The sequence below is a fragment of the Massilia sp. genome, assembly GCF_032106685.1.
Lineage (GTDB): Bacteria > Pseudomonadota > Gammaproteobacteria > Burkholderiales > Burkholderiaceae_D > Telluria.
Genome location: NZ_DAMCPG010000013.1, coordinates 18351 through 34534, shown reverse-complemented (window position 1 = coordinate 34534; position 16184 = coordinate 18351). Strand labels below are relative to the sequence as shown.

At 68.6% G+C, this 16184-nt stretch carries 13 protein-coding genes; 5 read left to right on the top strand and 8 right to left on the bottom strand.

Annotated features, from left to right (window positions below):
- Window positions 1-22: 22 nt before the first annotated feature.
- From RT688_RS09825 to RT688_RS09790, 8 genes are all read right to left on the bottom strand, one after another.
- Entirely contained in the window at window positions 23-430 is a 408-nt protein-coding gene (locus tag RT688_RS09825) for an OsmC family protein (protein WP_313704691.1), read from the bottom strand.
- A 24-nt stretch (window positions 431-454) separates the two neighbouring features.
- Window positions 455-1720 carry a c-type cytochrome gene (locus tag RT688_RS09820; RefSeq protein ID WP_409521903.1) on the bottom strand — a complete coding sequence of 422 codons (1266 nt, stop codon included), beginning with the start codon at window positions 1718-1720 and terminating at the stop codon, window positions 455-457.
- A complete protein-coding gene (locus RT688_RS09815; protein ID WP_313704689.1) occupies window positions 1720-2394 on the bottom strand; it encodes a cytochrome c4 in 675 nt (224 codons plus the stop codon). Before RT688_RS09815 ends, RT688_RS09820 begins: the two co-directional genes overlap by 1 nt.
- A 175-nt stretch (window positions 2395-2569) precedes the next feature.
- Complete coding sequence (locus RT688_RS09810; protein ID WP_313704688.1) at window positions 2570-2725, bottom strand: hypothetical protein; 156 nt, start codon at window positions 2723-2725, stop codon at window positions 2570-2572.
- Between the two features lie 109 nt (window positions 2726-2834).
- Window positions 2835-2990: a hypothetical protein gene (locus RT688_RS09805; protein ID WP_313704687.1), complete on the bottom strand. Its 156-nt coding sequence runs from the start codon at window positions 2988-2990 to the stop codon at window positions 2835-2837.
- Between the two features lie 112 nt (window positions 2991-3102).
- On the bottom strand, window positions 3103-3510 hold the full coding sequence (locus tag RT688_RS09800) for a glutaredoxin family protein (RefSeq protein WP_313704686.1): 408 nt from the start codon (window positions 3508-3510) through the stop codon (window positions 3103-3105).
- 251 nt (window positions 3511-3761) lie between these two features.
- Window positions 3762-4358, bottom strand: coding sequence for a 3'-5' exonuclease (locus tag RT688_RS09795; RefSeq protein ID WP_313704685.1), 597 nt, complete (start codon window positions 4356-4358; stop codon window positions 3762-3764).
- Window positions 4359-4368: 10 nt separating this feature from the next.
- A complete protein-coding gene (locus RT688_RS09790; RefSeq protein ID WP_313704684.1) occupies window positions 4369-4917 on the bottom strand; it encodes a ProQ/FinO family protein in 549 nt (182 codons plus the stop codon).
- A 625-nt stretch (window positions 4918-5542) separates the two neighbouring features.
- Here RT688_RS09790 and rpoD point away from each other — a divergent pair.
- The 5 genes from rpoD (at window position 5543) to RT688_RS09765 (ending at window position 16123) form a co-directional block, all read left to right on the top strand.
- Window positions 5543-8287, top strand: a complete 2745-nt coding sequence (rpoD, locus tag RT688_RS09785; protein WP_313704683.1) for an RNA polymerase sigma factor RpoD — start codon at window positions 5543-5545, stop codon at window positions 8285-8287.
- A gap of 435 nt (window positions 8288-8722) precedes the next feature.
- Window positions 8723-10663: a methyl-accepting chemotaxis protein gene (locus tag RT688_RS09780; protein WP_313704682.1), complete on the top strand. Its 1941-nt coding sequence runs from the start codon at window positions 8723-8725 to the stop codon at window positions 10661-10663.
- 110 nt (window positions 10664-10773) lie between these two features.
- Complete coding sequence (locus RT688_RS09775; protein ID WP_313704681.1) at window positions 10774-11610, top strand: transporter; 837 nt, start codon at window positions 10774-10776, stop codon at window positions 11608-11610.
- Between the two features lie 215 nt (window positions 11611-11825).
- Entirely contained in the window at window positions 11826-14036 is a 2211-nt protein-coding gene (locus RT688_RS09770) for a family 10 glycosylhydrolase (RefSeq protein ID WP_313704680.1), read from the top strand.
- A gap of 194 nt (window positions 14037-14230) precedes the next feature.
- On the top strand, window positions 14231-16123 hold the full coding sequence (locus RT688_RS09765) for a TonB C-terminal domain-containing protein (RefSeq protein WP_313704679.1): 1893 nt from the start codon (window positions 14231-14233) through the stop codon (window positions 16121-16123).
- Window positions 16124-16184 lie beyond the last annotated feature (61 nt).

Below are 16184 nucleotides of genomic sequence, written 5' to 3'. Positions count from 1 at the left end.
GGCGGCGACTGAACACCCAGGCCTAGGCTTGGCGCCTCACCAACTCGACCGGCACGCCAGCCCGCACAGTGTTATGTACTTCGGCCACTGCGTCGGTTTCGCACAGCAACTGCGCCAGCACGGAAGGCGCGGCAGGGGAGGACACGCTTGCCCGGTAGGTAATGTTCGTGGCGGCGAGACCGACCCCCGGAAACTCGGCGCTTGCTTCCACTTCGACGCCGTCGATCGGTATGCCGAGACGCTCGGCCTCGCGATACAGGTCGTTGCAGTAGCAGGTGGCCAACGCGAGCATGAGAAACTCGCCGCCATTGATCGCAGAGCCTTTGCCCGCGCTCTTGGGCGGCACACGCAAGAGCTGGGCCGAGTCGCCGGTCCGAACAGTCACATCGTGTCCGGCGGCTGAGTTTGTGACAATTGCTGTGATCTGCATGGGTTCTCCACGTTTTGATTGCCCCTAATCCAGCGGCACCGCCCGATACCGATTCACCTGCGCACTCGACACCGGCCCCGCCGCGTTGCCCCAGCTCGCCCGCAGCCAGGTGATGAGGATCGCGGCCTGGGTGTCGTCCAGCACGTGGCTGAAGGGCGGCATGCCGTAGGGACGCGGGTTGCCGGCGGTGCCGGGCGGGAAGCCGCCGTTGAGCACGACGCGGATCGCGTTCACCGGTTCATCGAGCGTCAAGGCCCGGTTGCCGGCCAGCGCGGGATAGGGGCCGAGGCCCTCGCCGCGCTCGCCGTGGCAGGCCGCGCAGTGCTGGCCGTACAGGCGCGATCCTTCCTGCAGCACCTGGTCATCCAGCCGCGGCGCGGGTTCGCGCTCGCGCGGCGCCGGGCCGGGGAGGGACTTCAGGTAGGCCGCCATCGCCCCCAGGTCGGCGGGCGTCAAATGCTGCAGGCTTTGCGCGACCACCTCTGCCATCGGCCCGGTCACGCTGGCGCCGGGCGCCACGCCGGTGCCCAGCAGCTGCACGATGTGTTCTTCCTTCCACTTGCCCAGTCCCGCCTCGGCGTCCGAGGTCAGCGAGGGCGCGTACCAGCCGATAGTCGGAATCAGGCCGCCTTCCAGTCCCTCGCTCGATGCGCCGAAGCGGTTGCGCGTGCTGTGGCAGGCGGCGCAGTGGCCCAGGCCCTCGACCAGGTAGGCGCCGCGGTTCCAGCGCGCATCGCGCCGCGGCTCGGGCTCGAACACGCCGGGCTTGAAGTAGAGCAGGCGCCAGCCGGCCAGGGCGAGCTGGCTGTCGTAGGGAAAACGCAGCGCATGCGGGCGGTTCTGGACCTGGCGCGGCGGCAGGCTGCGCAGGTAGGCGTACAGGGCGTCGGCGTCGGCGCGCGACACCTTGGTGTAGCTGGTGTAGGGGAAGGCCGGGTAGAGTAGGCGGCCGCCTTTCGATTTGCCGTCGTGCAGGGCGCGCCAGAAGTCGTCGGCGCTCCAGTTGCCGATGCCGGTGTCGCGGTCGGGCGTGATGTTCGGCGCGAACAGGGTGCCGAAGGGTGTCTCCAGCGCCCGTCCGCCGGCATAGGGTGCGCCGCCGCGCGCGGTATGGCAGGCCATGCAGTCGCCGGCGCGCGCCAGGTAGGCGCCGCGCGCGATGTTGGCCGAGGTGGCGGCAAACGCCTCGGGCGAGGCGCTCGGTACGAACTGCTCGCGCGGCCAGGCGATCGCCGCCGCGATCGCCAGCGCGGCCAGGACGGCGGCCAGCAGGAAGGCCAGGCGCCGCATCATGGCGCGCTCCCGCAGGCCAGGGGCAGGGGCTTGGCGGCGCGCGCGGCGGGGCGGGCGTCGGCCGGCGTCGGCTGGCTGGCCAGCCAGGCGGAGATCGCCGACACGTCGGACGGCGCCAGGCGCGCGGCGATGGTCGCCATGCAGTCGGGCAGGTGGGCCTGGCGCACGCCATTGCGCCAGGCGCCGAACTGGGCGTTCACGTAGTCGCGCGGCAGGTTCAGCAGGCCCGGGATGGCCGGGGCCACGCCCAGCAGGCGCTCGCCGTGGCAGGCGACGCAGGCCGGCACCTTCAGCGCCGTGTCGCCGCGGCGCACGAGTTGCTCGCCGCGCGCCAGCACGGCGGCGCTCTCGCGCGCCGGCGGCGGCGCCGGCACGGGCGGATGCTGGCCGGCGAAGTAGTCGGCGATCTCGTGCAGGTAGGGATCGGGCAGGTGGCTGACCATCCAGGTCATCAGGGGATACTGGCGCCGGCCCTCGCGGAAGTTGACCAGCTGGTTGTAGAGGTAGCCGGCGGGCTTGCCGGCGATGCGCGGGAAGTAGACGCCGCCGGCGCTCGTGCCTTGCGTGTCCTTCGGGGCGTGGCAGGCGATGCAGGCGGCCAGGCGCTGCTCCAGGGTGTCGGGCACGCTCTGGCGGACGGGCTGGGCGGGCTGGGCGGGTTGGGCATGCATGGGCAAGGCACAGGAGAACAGGGCCAGCGCGGCGGCCGTGGCGCGCGCTGCGGATGCGTGAAAAGCGGAGGAGCGAAGCCGGCTGGTCGTCAAATCGGTTTTCCTGTCGTTGCGGGGCCGGCATGCGCCGGCCCGGATGGCGCGTCACATCGCTGCCTGCCGGCAGCGGCGGCTGTCAGGTTTCCAGGCAGTAGTAGTACTGGTCCAGGCACTCGGAAGGGCCATCGCTGCAGGCGCGGTAGAACTTCCAGCAGAGGTCGGGATCGCCAGCGTGGGCGGCCGAGATGCCGACACCAAAGGCGAACACGAACAGGGCAAACTTGCGTTTCATTTCATCTCTCCGGTCAGGGCAGACGTGATGACAGAATGATACCGCGTCGTCTGTTCACGCAGCATAATTGTTGCGAAAAAAAGAAGAGCAGGCGCGCTGGCGCGGCCGATCAGCGTTCCAGGCAGGCGATCAGCTGGGCGTAGCAGATGTCGGGATCGTCGCCGCACAGCTCGTAGATCTTGTTGCAATAGCGTGGGTCGGCGGCCTGGGCCGCCGAGACGCCGAGACCGAGGGCGAACAGGAACAGGGCAAATTTGCGCTTCATTTCATCTCTCCGGTAAGGCAGACGTGGGGACGTGCGGATGCCGCGCCGTCTGGTCGCACGGCATCCTGTTGCGGGAAATGGAAAGCGCGCGGAGTGGGCCGCGCGTTACGGATCAGCGCGCCTGCGCCACCGTCTGCGGGACGATGCCGGCGTTCTTCAGGGCGTCGTCGTAGACCGGCGCCATGAAGCCGTCGATGCGGCGGTTGCCGATCAGGATCAGCGGCACGCCTTTGCCGTCGAGCTTGCCGAAGGCTTCGCGCGCGGCGGGCGACTTCTGGATGTCGTAGTCGGCGAAAGCGATGCCGCGTTCGCGCAGGTAGTCGCGCGCCTTGGCGCAATACGGGCAGGTCTCGGTGCCGTACATGACGACCTTGGTGCTCGGGTTGGGGAAGTAGGCGGCGTAGTTGCCTTCGGTGTAGTCACCCTTCAGCCATTGCGGCACGCGCGGGGCCAGGGTGCCGATGGCGATGCCCGCGGCAATGATGAGGAGGTAGGAAAAAACGGTTTTCAGGTGTTTCATTGCGGTCTCCCGTGGTGACTGTGTCACTTGTCTTTGTCGTGTTGGCGTTGCCGCCATGGAAAGTGTACCGCGTGAATTATGAAACAGAAGCAATCAATAGTGATAGGTTTCTGCTAGGTTCTTGTAGGCGTGGTGGACATGACGGGCAGCCCCGGGCGCCCGGAAAAGCGCCGGGGGAAGGGGCGAGGCCGGAGACAGCAGGCCGACAGGGCGAGGCGGCAAGAGGCCGCCATCGGGAGTGTGCGGGACGCTTAGGCGGCGTCCTGGGTGGCGCGCCAGCGGCGGTAGACGCGCAGCGCGGCGTGGGCATCGTCGGCCGCGTACAGGATCTGCTTGTCGCTTAAGCGCGGCAGCGCCCAGTTGGTGGTGGTGATGCGCTTGGACTTCTGCATTTCCTGGCCGAAGTAGCGCGCCACGGCGGTCTTGGCGCCGAGCGGGTTGCGTTCGCCGCGGCGGCGCAGGGCGGTGGACAGGTCGAGCACGTTGCGCGGCTCGATGCCGAGCTTGGCGCGGACCCGGCGCAGGTCGTCGCCCAGGCCGAAGCCGACCTTCAGGATGACGTCGGACTCGAGCACGGCGCGCAGCAGCTCGACAAGCGCCGAGGCCGGCGCGGCGCCGATCTGGAACAGGTAGGCGCCGTCGTCGGTGGCCAGTTGCACCAGGTGCGGTCCGGTCGATTCCTCGCCCTTGGCGAAGGTCGGCTTGGACTCGGTGTCGAAGCCGATGACGTCCGCTGCGGCAAGCGCCTGCAAGGCGCTGGCCGCATCGGATGCGGACTTCACCACCAGCACCTCGGACAGCGCGAGGCCCTGGTAGGGCGGCAGGGTATCCTCAGGCGTTGCGCTCATGCCCGCGCAATCAGTTGCGCGAGAACTTGGACGCGAGCTGCTGCAGCTTTTCCTGGCGCAGGCGAGCCGCTTCCGCCTCGGCGGCCGCGGCTTTTTCGACCTTCTTGCGCTCGGCTTCCTTCTTGAAACGCTGCTGCAGCTGTTCCTTGGCGTGGCTGCGGTGGGTGTCGGTCACTTCCGCGCCGGCCACGCCGTCGAGGTCGTAGCGCACGGTCGCCTTTTCCATGGCGCGCAGGTAGCGCATCGAGCCGGTGTGGATGCCGAGCGCGGCGCGCATGGTCTTGCGGTCCAGGCCGGGCATGCGGGCCAGCAACTGCTTGTCGATGCCGATCGCCAGCGGCAGGCAGTCGCGGAAAGCGGGGAATTGCTGCTGCAGTTGCTTGAGCAGGGCGCGCGCCGACGGCGCGGGCGCGGCGGCGGGCGCCGGGTTGCCGGCCGGCGCGCCGGCCGCCGCATTTTCCGGCGCGGCGTTCGACGCGGTCGATTCCGTGCTGGTGTTCTCGGCGGGAGTGCTGGTGTTGACGTCGGCGGTTTCGGCGGCAGGACTAATGGTGTTCATTGACTTCATGGTAATAGCGGGAAAGCGAAGGATAGCATGCTGGCTGGTACAAGTGCGCTGCAAATCGTGTGAGGTCGGTGTGAGGTCGGTGTCAATTCGGCGTGATATCCGTGTGAAGTCGTCGTTGGGGAGGGTGGTTGCCGGGGCGAAGCGGCAAACCGGCGCCATCGCTCGCGAAATCGTGTATGATCCGCCTCTTGCCTTGCGCACGGCTTGCGCCGGCGCAGAGGGACGGAAGAGTCGTCCGTGGGTGGTCATGGAGCACTATGTGATTTGTTTATATCCATTATGGGATATTTCAATTATCACCAATTCTTGCTTTAAGGCATAATGTTGTCCGTCCCCTCTATTCTTCCTAACCGAGATTAGAACCAAGCCCGTTTCAGCCGACGGGCTTTTTTTCGTTCCGCCATGCACACCGCAATCTTGATCACTGCTCATCGAACCCCTGCCACCCGCGCATCCGGCCAGGCCGCGTGCCGCCGCAGGGGAAGGCGCGCTTGATTTGTGGCCTGTGCGCCCTTAGTTAGGGCCATTCCCGTTTCCTTTTCCCCCGGGCCCCAGCGGGCCATGGTGAATTATTGACCTCGCAGGCGCGCATCCGCCTCGACAGGAGAGTTTTTTTATGAAGAACACCGCCAAGACCCTGACCCTGACAGCGAAGAAGGCGCCGTCCAAGACCACCACGGCACAGCTGGCAGTGCCGAAAACCGCGACCTCCTACTTCCTCGAGACGGAAGCGGCGGCCAAGGTGACGGTGGTGAAGACCCGTTCGCGCCTGGCATCGCTGAAGGCCCAGGCCGAGGCGGCAACGAACGAAGCGGCTGCTCCGGCGCCCGAGGCTGCCGACGCGGCGCCTGCCGCCGTCGAGACCGCAGCGGCGCCTGCCGCCGTCGAAGCCGCACAGGCGCCTGCCGCCGTCGAAACGGCGCCGGAGCCTGTCGCCGCCGCGCCGGTGGCCGAGGTGGCAGCGGAAGCGCCTGCCGCCCCGGGCGCGGCAGCCGATGCCGATGCCGAGCCTTATTTCGCCGCCCCGGCCACGCCGGCGGTGGCGCCGGTCATCGTGCGCAAGCGCACCTCGAAGCTGGCCGCACTGAAGGCGGCCGAGGCGCCGGCACCGGCTCCGGTGGCCGCCGCGCCCGCCGCCGCGCCTGCGCCCGCCGCCGAGGAGGCGCCGAAGGTCGTGCGCACCCGCACCCGCCGTCTCGAACCCGCAGCGGCAGCCGCCGCCGTGTCGGCCGCCAGGGCCGGTACCGGCAGCACCGTCAGCAAGACCACCGACGCCGCCGCGCTGGCCGCGATCGACACCTCGGGCTACCTGCTGCCGCAGGTAAAGGTCCCGGGCCGCCGCGGCCGCAAGCCGAGCGAATTCATGCCGGAAAACGACGAAGTCGCCGCGCTGAACGCTGTCGAGCGCGCCGAACTGAAGGCCGTGTCGAAGGCGCGCGAGCGCAAGGCCAAGGGCCTGGCCGGCCTGAGCGAGGAAGGCTTCTCGGGCGAGGAGCTGGAAAAGCGCCGCCAGCAGCTGCGCAACCTGATCAACATGGGCAAGGAGCGCGGCTACCTGACCCATGCCGAGGTCAACGACCACCTGCCGGAAAACATCATCGATCCGGAAGCGATCGAAGGCATCATCGCGACCTTCAACGACATGGGCATCGCCGTCTACGAGCGCGCGCCGGAAGCGGAAATGATGCTGCTGTCGGACAACGCCGTGACCCCGACCAGCGAAGACGAAGTGGAAGCGGCCGCCGCGACCGCGCTGTCGACCGTCGACTCCGACTTCGGCCGCACCACCGACCCGGTGCGCATGTACATGCGCGAAATGGGCGCCGTGTCGCTGCTGACCCGCGAAGGCGAGATCGAGATCGCCAAGCGCATCGAGGAAGGCCTGAAGGACATGGTCCAGGCGATCTCGGCCTGCCCGATCACGATCTCGGAGATCATCGCGCTGTCGCACAAGATCGCCAGCGACGAGCTGAAGATCGACGAAGTGGTCGACGGTTTCGTCGACCTGAACGAGTCCTCGTCGACCCCGGCCCCGAGCACCGCCGCGGCTGCGTCGGATGACGAGGAAGAGGAAGAAGAGGAAGAGGTCGAGGAAGAAGAGGGTGCTGCCGGCGGCGGCGCTGCCGGCTACTCGGCCGAGCAGCTGGCGCAGCTGCGCAAGAGCGCGCTGGAAAAGTTCGCGATCATCGAAGAGCAGTTCGACCGCATGGGCCATGCCTTCAAGAGCAGCGGCTACGGTTCGGCCGCCTACAACAAGGCGCAGGAAATCATCTCGCACGAGCTGCTGGGCATCCGCTTCACCGCGAAAGTGGTCGAAAAGCTGTGCGACACCCTGCGCGGCCAGATGGACGAAGTGCGCTCTATCGAGCGCGCCGTGCTGGACATCTGCGTGAACCGCTGCGGCATGCCGCGCGCCCACTTCATCAAGGTCTTCCCGGGCAACGAGACCGACCTGGAATGGGGCGACCGCGAAGTCGACTGCGCCTACCCGTACAGCGCGGTGCTGAGCCGTAACCTGCCGGCGATCAAGGAGCTGCAGCAGCGCATGATCGACCTGCAGGCGCGTGTGGCGCTGCCGCTGGCCGACCTGCGCAAGATCAACAAGCAGATGGCTGCCGGCGAAAAGCGCGCGCGCACCGCGAAGCGCGAAATGACCGTCGCCAACCTGCGCCTGGTGATCTCGATTGCCAAGAAATACATCAACCGCGGCCTGCAGTTCCTCGACCTGATCCAGGAAGGCAACATCGGCCTGCTGAAGGCGGTCGACAAGTTCGAATACCGCCGCGGCTACAAGTTCTCGACCTACGCGACCTGGTGGATCCGCCAGGCCATCACGCGTTCGATCGCGGACATGGCCCGTACCATCCGCGTGCCGGTGCACATGATCGAGACCATCAACAAGATGAACCGCATCTCGCGCCAGATCATGCAGGAAACCGGCAGCGAGCCGGACCTGGCGACCCTGGCCCAGAAGATGGAAATGCCGGAGAACAAGGTCCGCGAGATCATGAAGATCGCCAAGGAACCGATTTCGATGGAAACCCCGATGGGCGAGGACGGCGATTCGCAGCTGGGCGACTTCATCGAGGACAACGCCACCCTGGCGCCGCTCGACGCCGCGCTGCATGCGTCGATGCGCAACGTGATCAAGGAAGTGCTGGACTCGCTGACCCCGCGCGAAGCGAAGGTGCTGCGCATGCGCTACGGCGTCGAGATGTCGAACGACCACACGCTGGAAGAAGTGGGCAAGCAGTTCGACGTGACCCGCGAGCGTATCCGCCAGATCGAAGCCAAGGCCATGAGCAAGCTGCGCCAGCCTTCGCGTTCGGACAAGCTGAAGACTTTCTTGCACGACAAGTAAGCCGATTCGGTCTAGCCCAGAAAGCCGCCCCGTCGACGACCGGGCGGCTTTTTTTATTCCGTACGCAACGGTTGGCCATCGTAGGGTGGGCACCCCGTGCCCACGCGTTGCGCAGCGTCTGGAATCATGCGCAGAGAGATATCGCCCGTAAAGCGTGCGATGAACGGCAACCGCAGCCCGAGGCTTCGCTCGGCGTCCGTGGGCGACGCATATCTGCCGCGGGCGAAAGGAAACGCCCGTAGCGCGTGGGCACGGCGTGCCCACCCTACGAAGCAGGCAAACACATGCGGAGACGGATCGGCACCTTCATTGCGGCACTGGCGCAACGTTCCTTATCAAGCTGGAAACAACTGCGCCGAATTTCGTTGACGCAAACAGAAGGATCGCGAGACCATGCCATGAGGCAACAAATTCACTATTTCTCACATCTATCTCATGCTCGCCCGATTCCTCCGCCGCTGGTCGATCAAGACCAAGCTCATGCTCGGCATGGCCACCTGCCTGCTGCTTTTCATCCTGGTGTCGGCCGCGCTCAGCGTCACCCTGACGGGCAGGACCATGCGCGATCGCGTGGTCGGCCACGAGCTGCCGGCGGTGGTCGGCGAGATCGGCAACGACGTGCTGCGCCAGATCGGCGCGCCGCTGGCCGCCTCGCTGGCGGTGGCCAACAACACCTACCTGGCGGACTGGGAGCGCGCCGGGCTGGACGACGCTGGCATGGACGCCTGGCGCGCCTATGCCGCCAAGGTGCTGGAAGTGAACAAGGCCGCCACCGTGTTCTGGGCCTCGCCCGGGCAGCTGAAGTTCCTGGACCAGGGCGGCCTGAGCTACACGATGGAGAAGGGCAATCCGCGCGACGCCTGGATGGGCAACTTCCTCGCCAGCGGGCATCCCTATGAGCTGAACCTGGACCCGGACCCGAAGACCGGCGAAATGAAACTCTTCATCAATGCCCGCGTCGACGCCGGCGAGGGCAAGCTGGCGGTGGCCGGCCTGGGCTTGTCGGTGCAGCAGTTGGCCGATACCGTGCGCGGCTATACGGTCGGCAAGTCCGGTTACGTCTTCCTGGCCCGCCCGGACGGCAGGATCGTGCTGCACCGCGATGCCACCCTGTCCGACGGCGAGCACAAGGTCGCCGGCCTGCCGGGCTATTCGCCGGAACTGGTGGCGCAGCTGATGAAGAAGGCGCAGTTCGCCAGCGCCGTCCACGATGCCGAACACGGCCGGCAGATCGTCGCTTCGTCCTACCTGCCGCAGCTGGACATGTACGTGATCGCCGAGGTGCCGGAAAGCGAAGTGCTGGGCGAGCTGGCGCGCTCGACGCTCCTGGTCAGCCTGGTCGCCGGCGCGATCGGCGGCGGCATCGGCCTGGTCGTGATTTTCCTGATCAGCCGCGCGATCGCCGCGCCGGTCGCGCGCGCCGCGGCGATGCTGGGCGAGATCGCCGAGGGCAAGGGCGACCTGACGCGCCGCATGCCGGTCGAGAGCGAGGACGAGGTCGGCCTGCTGGCCGACGCCTTCAACCGTTTCGTCTCGTCGCTGAACCGCACCATGGGCGAGGTGCGCGCCAGCACCCATGCGATCGCCGGCGCCTCGGCCGAGATCGCCGCCGGCAACATGAACCTGTCGAGCCGCACCGAGGCCCAGGCATCCAGCCTGGAAGAGACCGCCGCCGCGATGGAAGAGCTGACCTCGACCGTGCGCCAGAACGCCGACAACGCGCGCCAGGCCAACCAGCTGGTGATGTCGGCCAGCGGCCAGGCGCAGCAGGGCGGCCAGGTGGTAGGCGAGGTGGTCGCCACCATGGGCGCGATCACGGCGAGCTCGCGCAAGATCGCCGACATCATCGGCGTCATCGACGGCATCGCCTTCCAGACGAACATCCTGGCGCTGAACGCCGCCGTCGAGGCGGCGCGCGCGGGCGAGCAGGGCCGCGGCTTCGCCGTGGTGGCGAGCGAAGTGCGCAACCTGGCCCAGCGCTCGGCCGCCGCGGCCAAGGAGATCAAGCTGCTCATCAACGCCTCGGTCGAGCAGGTCGATGCCGGCGCGCGCCTGGTCGATAGCGCCGGCGCCACCATGACCGGCATCGTCCAGGCCGTGCGCCGCGTGGCCGACCTGATGAACGAGATCGATGCCGCCAGCAGCGAGCAGAGCCAGGGCATCGGCCAGGTCAACGGGTCGATCGCCACGATGGACGACGTGACCCAGCAGAACGCCGCACTGGTCGAGGAGGCGGCCGCCGCGGCCGGCGCGCTCGAGGAGCAGGCCGCCCGGCTGGCGCAGGTGGTCGGCGCCTTCAAGCTCGACGAGACCGAAAGCAGTGGCCCGGCCGCGCAGGTCGCCGCGCCCGCGCGGCGGCCCCTGCTCGCGGCCTGACGCGGCCGGCGGGCGCGGCCGCCCAAACGGACCGCCCCGTCCGGCCCGGCGGTTGTAAGATCGGTCGTGGCCGGCGCACGGACGCCGGCGCCGACATCATGGAGCCGCGCATGACACGATCCCTTCTTTGCCATCCCCCTCCAGGCCGGCTCGCCCGCCGGCTCCTCATGCTGCTGGCGCTCGGCTGCGCCGGTGCGGCGGCCCAGGAGCAGGGTGGGCAGGACGAGCCGATCGCTTCCGGCCGGCCCGACTTCGTCGAATCCAGCGAGGGCATCGGCAAGGGCCGGGTGCAGCTCGAAACCGGCCTCCTGAGCGAACGCGCGCGCGGCGAGGCGGGGCGCGAGCATACGCTGAGCACGCCGACCACGCTGCGCGTCGGCTTGAGCGATCTGCTGGAACTGCGGATCGAGAGCGATGGCCGCAGCGTGCTGCACCGCCGCGATCCGGCCAGCGGCGCGCGCACCACGCAGGCAGGCTATGCCGACAGCACGATCGGCCTGCTGTGGCACGTCGCCGATGCGCGCGGCAGCCTGCCGTCGACTGGCGTGCTGCTCGACGCCACCCTGCCGACCGGCTCGCGGCTGCTGCGTGGCGAGGGCGTGCGGCCGTCGCTGCGCGTCGTCGGCAGCTGGGAATTGCCGGGCGACATGCAATTGAGTGTGATGCCTGGCCTGGCGGTCGAGCACGAGGACGAAGGCGGACGCTACACCTACGGCTTGTTCGGCGTCGGCCTGGAAAAGCGTTTCGACGCGCGCTTGCGCGGGGTTGCCGAACTGGCGATGCCGCAGATCGCGTCCAGCCGCCATGGCGGCACCCAGGCCAGCGCCGGCATCGGCCTGGCCTGGCTCCTGACGAACGATTGCGAGATCGACACCATGTTTTCGCGCGGCCTGAACCACAACACCCCCTACGCCAGCTTCACCGTCGGCCTGTCGATCCGGCGCTGACGATCGGGCTGCGACCCTTCCGGCGGGCGCGCCGTCGCCTCATGTGTCCGGGTTATGCGACACAGCCGCAAATTCATTGGTGACGCCAATTTCCCGCGCGTAATCTCTTGAGAAGATGGCAATGCTTTGGCGTGGGAGACGCCGGGCGCCATCGGGCGCAGCCCGCACAGCCAGCCGTGCGGGCGTGTTCACCTCAACCCGCAAAAAACGACAACATGAAAAAACTTTTGCTTGCCGCGGCAGCGAGCCTGCTCGTCGCGTCCTTCGGTGCGTCCCTGGCGCATGCCGACACCGCTTCCGTCACGCCCAAGCGCGAGCTGCGCGGCGTCTGGATCAGCACCCACCTGAGCCTGGACTGGCCGAACCGCACCCAGACGCCCGAGCAGCAGCGCGCGGCCCTGGCCGGCATTCTGGACCACAACAAGGCGACCGGCATGAACGCCGCCTTTTTCCAGGTGCGCAGCCAGTCCGACGCCATGTACCCGAGCACGCTCGAGCCCTGGTCCTACTACCTGACCAACAACCAGGGCAGCGCGCCGGCGCCCGCCTGGGATCCGCTGCAGTTCGCGATCGACGAATCGAGGAAGCGCGGCCTGGAATTCCACGCCTGGATCAATCCTTACCGGGCGGTGGCGAATACCGCTTCCGAGAACAATCCCGCCCAGTACGCGGCGAACCACATCTCGCGCACCCATCCGGAATGGCTGCTGACGGTGGGCACGGTGAAGATCCTGAACCCCGGCCTGCCCGAGGTGCGCGACTACGTCACCAGCGTCATCATGGACATCGTCGAGCGCTACGACGTGGACGGCATCCACTTCGACGATTACTTCTACCCGAGCGGCACCATCGCCGACGACGCGACTTATGCGGCCCACCCGCGCGGCTTTCCCGCGACGGCCGCGGGGCGCGCCGACTGGCGGCGCGACAACGTCAACCTGCTGATCGCCCAGGTGGGCGAGCGCATCCGCGCGGCGAAGCCCTGGGTCAAGTTCGGCGTCTCGCCGTCGGGCATCTACCGCAGCAGCCTTGATCCCGCCATCGGCTCGCCGACGTCGAGCGGCGCCAACCAGCATTACGTGAACAACTTCGCCGACAGCCGCACCTGGCTGCAGCAGGGCTGGGTCGACTACCTGGCGCCCCAGGTCTACTGGTACATCGGCCAGGCCGGCTCGGACTACAAGCTCCTGGTCCCGTGGTGGAACGAGAACGCCTTCGGCCGCCACGTCTACGTCGGCATCGCCGACTACAAGATGAACACCGCCGGCTGGCTGGACCCGAAGCAGGTGGCCAACCAGATCGCCCTGAACCGCACCCAGGGCAATATCGCCGGGCAGATCCACTTCCGCCACGCCTTCCTGGCGGCCAACCCGCTGGGCTACCGCACCGACCTGATGCAGGACACCTACGCCCGTCCGGCGCTGGTGCCCGCCATGCCCTGGAAGGACACGCTGCAGCCTTCCGCGCCGTCCGCCCTGAGCGCCGCGCCGGGCCAGGACAACGCGGTCCAGCTCGCGTGGAGCCCGGCGATCGACACCCGCGACGAGATGGACAAGGTACGCCGCTTCGCCGTCTACCGCTCGGGCGAGCGGACGCTCGACACCGAGCGTGGCGACAACCTGCTGGCGGTGGTCGAATCGGACGCGAGCGGCTACGTCGACACCCGGGCCGAGGCGGGCCGGTATTACTACTACACCGTGACGGCCCTGAACCGCCTGAGCCACGAGAGCGCGCCGGCCAACCCGGTCAGCAACGACTTCGAGGCGCCCAGCGTGCGTACGCGCGCACTCGCGCTGACGCTGGCGAACGGCACGGCCAGCCTGCAGCCGGCCGACCTGGACGGCGGCACGACGGACAACTGGGGCATCGAGACGCTGAATGCTTCGCGCACCGTGTTCAGCTGCACCGACATCGGCGCGCAGCAGGTCGAACTGACGGCCATCGACAAGGCGGGCCTGAGCGCTTCCGCGCCGGCCACGGTGAACGTCATCGGACACGTACCGCAGCCGATCGTCGAGGTCAGCCGCCTGGACGCCACGCCGACCGGGCAGCCGGCCGGCACCATCGTGCTGGGCTATGGCGCGCAAAGCGTCAGCCTGCGTGCCTACGATGCGGACCCGGGCACCGGCTTCGCCTGGAACCCGGCGCCGGGCCTGGCCGCCGACGGCGCCGCCGCCACCTTCGCGCCGACCGGGGCGGGAACCTTCGCGCTCACCGCCCAGGCCATCAGCGCGAACGGTTGCCCGGCGCCGGCGTCGGTGACGGTCTCGGTGATCGATGCGCGCTGCGGCAACGGCAAGGTGGCGGTCTGCCACAAGCCGGACAGCGCGGGCAGCGGCCGCAGCGTCGACATCTGCGTGTCGCCGAACGCGGTGCCGGCCAAGCTGCGCCAGGGCGATAGCCTGGGCAACTGCACGCCGCAGTAAGGAGGCAAGCGGGCATTTGCCCCTGCATGGAATGCCGCCCGGGCCGTTGGCCCCGGCGGCATTTTTCATGGAAGTCCGGCCGCCGCCTTGCGTTGAAGCCGCGCACGGGAGATTCCAGCCGGAATCGGAAAATATTTCCTTTGTGATAGCATCGCCGGGTTCCTTGCCTCATTGGCATCCTTGCAGTCCTCACCATGGTCAAGTCACCCCACCTCGCAGCGGTCAACAATGAAAGCGCTTCCGCGTGGCCCGCATCGGCGCCCGCGCACGGGTTTGCCGACGCGGGTGCCGGGGCCTACGCGCAAGGCGGCCCCTGGCGGATGCGTAGCGCGCTCATCGTCTCGCTGGCGGTGCATGGCCTGCTGCTGAGCATTTCGCTGGGCGGCGAGGCCTTCGGGCTGCCCCAGCTGCAGTTCCCCTGGGAGGAGAGACGCCTGGGCGCGAACGACTTGCGTATTACCCTGGCCGCGGCGCCTGCCACGGCGCCCGCGCCCGCACAGGCGATCGCTGCGCCGCCAGGCAAGACGAAGCCTGCCGCGGCGGGCCAGCGTCGTCCTGTCACCCCACCGAAGCCGGTTCCGCCGCCGCCCGTCGCCGCTGCTGAGAGCGTGCCGGCCCCTGCCGCGCCGGCACCCGCGCCTGCGCCAGGCCCGGAACCCCGGCCGGTGCCGGAGCCGGCGCCTGCGGCGGCGGAGCGGTCGGGTGCGAAGCTTGTCAGCGTGCCCGAGCCGGCGCCGCAAGCGGTTCCCGACGACGCGCCGGCACCTGAGCAGGGTGAACAGGAAGCACAGGAAAAAGCGCTCGCCCTGGCCAGGGCCGAGCAGGCGCAGGCCGAAGAGAAGGCCGCCCGGGCAGCCGCACAGGAGGCTGCTCGTGCGGCCGCGCAGGAGGCTGCACAACGGCAGGAAGCGGAACTGATCGCGCTGGCGCAGCGCGAGGCCGCCCGGCAAGAAACGGAGCGCCAGCTTCTTACCCGGCAAGCGCTGCAGGCGGAGGAAGCCTTGCGCCAGGAGCAGGCCCGCCAGGACGCCGCGCGTCAGGACCGCGAGCGCGCGGAGGCGGCGCGCCTGGAGGCCGAACGCATGGAAACGGCACGGCGCGAACAGGAGCAGCAGGCGCAGCGCGAGCAGGCGCGGCAGGAGGCCGCCCGCGCCGAGGAAGCGGCCAGGAACGACGCCGCGCGCCGCACAGCGGAACGCGAAGCGCGCGAGCGGGAAGAAACGCTGCGCCGCGAAGCCTTGCGCCAGGAGCAGGAGCGGCGCGATGCGCAGGCCCGGGACGAGCTCGCGCGCCAGGAAGCGGCCCGTCAGGAAGCGGCTCGTCAGGAAGCGGCTCTTCAGGAGGCAGCCCGTCAGGAAGCGGCCCGTCAGGAAGCGGCACGCCGGGAAGCGACGCGTCACGAAGCAGCCCGTCAGGAAGCGGCTCGTCAGGAAGCAGCCCGCCAGGAAGCGGCTCGTCAGGAAGCAGCCCGCCAGGAAGCGGCTCGTCAGGAAGCGGCTCGTCAGGAAGCGGCGCGCCAGGAAGCGGCCCGTCAGGAAGCAACGCGTCAGGAAGCAGCCCGTCAGGATGCGGCCCGCCAGGAAGCAGCCCGTCAGGAAGCCGCGCAGCGCGAGAAGGCCGGGCAGGAAGCGGCGCGCGAGGAGCGGCTGCGCGCGATCGGTCGCCAGCTCGACCGGGAAGCGGCCGAGCGCGACGCCGCGAAGCGTGCGCAGGAGGCGCTGCCCGCGGCGAGCAGCCTGCGCCGAGGGTGGATGTTCGGGCGCGCCGACCCGAACCCGGACCTGGTCGTCTACGCCCAGGCCATGAGCCGCAAGATCGAGATGAACATGACCTTCGACATGGTGCGCGAGGCGGTGAAGCAGCCGCACAGGCAGCCGGTCGTGACGATCGCGGTGCGCGCCGACGGATCGGTCGAGAAGGTGACTTTCGTGTTGTCCAGCGGCGTCCCCGCCATCGACGACGCGATCCGCCAGGTGGTGGAGAGCCAGGCGCTGTACGGGCCATTCCCGCCTGCGCTGGCGCGCCAGTACGACGTGGTCGAGATCCGCCGGACGTGGATCTTCGACATGGCGATCAGGCTGGAGTGATAGGGAAGAGCAGGATCACCGCGTGGCGTCATCCGGTCCAGTGAACCGGATGACGAGCCGC

Coding starts and splice junctions, on each gene's coding strand:
- RT688_RS09825 (WP_313704691.1), bottom strand. CDS start 430: ATGCAGATCACAGCAATTGTCACAAACTCAGCCGCCGGACACGATGTG.
- RT688_RS09820 (WP_409521903.1), bottom strand. CDS start 1,720: ATGCGGCGCCTGGCCTTCCTGCTGGCCGCCGTCCTGGCCGCGCTGGCG.
- RT688_RS09815 (WP_313704689.1), bottom strand. CDS start 2,394: ATGCATGCCCAACCCGCCCAGCCCGCCCAGCCCGTCCGCCAGAGCGTG.
- RT688_RS09810 (WP_313704688.1), bottom strand. CDS start 2,725: ATGAAACGCAAGTTTGCCCTGTTCGTGTTCGCCTTTGGTGTCGGCATC.
- RT688_RS09805 (WP_313704687.1), bottom strand. CDS start 2,990: ATGAAGCGCAAATTTGCCCTGTTCCTGTTCGCCCTCGGTCTCGGCGTC.
- RT688_RS09800 (WP_313704686.1), bottom strand. CDS start 3,510: ATGAAACACCTGAAAACCGTTTTTTCCTACCTCCTCATCATTGCCGCG.
- RT688_RS09795 (WP_313704685.1), bottom strand. CDS start 4,358: ATGAGCGCAACGCCTGAGGATACCCTGCCGCCCTACCAGGGCCTCGCG.
- RT688_RS09790 (WP_313704684.1), bottom strand. CDS start 4,917: ATGAACACCATTAGTCCTGCCGCCGAAACCGCCGACGTCAACACCAGC.
- rpoD (WP_313704683.1), top strand. CDS start 5,543: ATGAAGAACACCGCCAAGACCCTGACCCTGACAGCGAAGAAGGCGCCG.
- RT688_RS09780 (WP_313704682.1), top strand. CDS start 8,723: ATGCTCGCCCGATTCCTCCGCCGCTGGTCGATCAAGACCAAGCTCATG.
- RT688_RS09775 (WP_313704681.1), top strand. CDS start 10,774: ATGACACGATCCCTTCTTTGCCATCCCCCTCCAGGCCGGCTCGCCCGC.
- RT688_RS09770 (WP_313704680.1), top strand. CDS start 11,826: ATGAAAAAACTTTTGCTTGCCGCGGCAGCGAGCCTGCTCGTCGCGTCC.
- RT688_RS09765 (WP_313704679.1), top strand. CDS start 14,231: ATGGTCAAGTCACCCCACCTCGCAGCGGTCAACAATGAAAGCGCTTCC.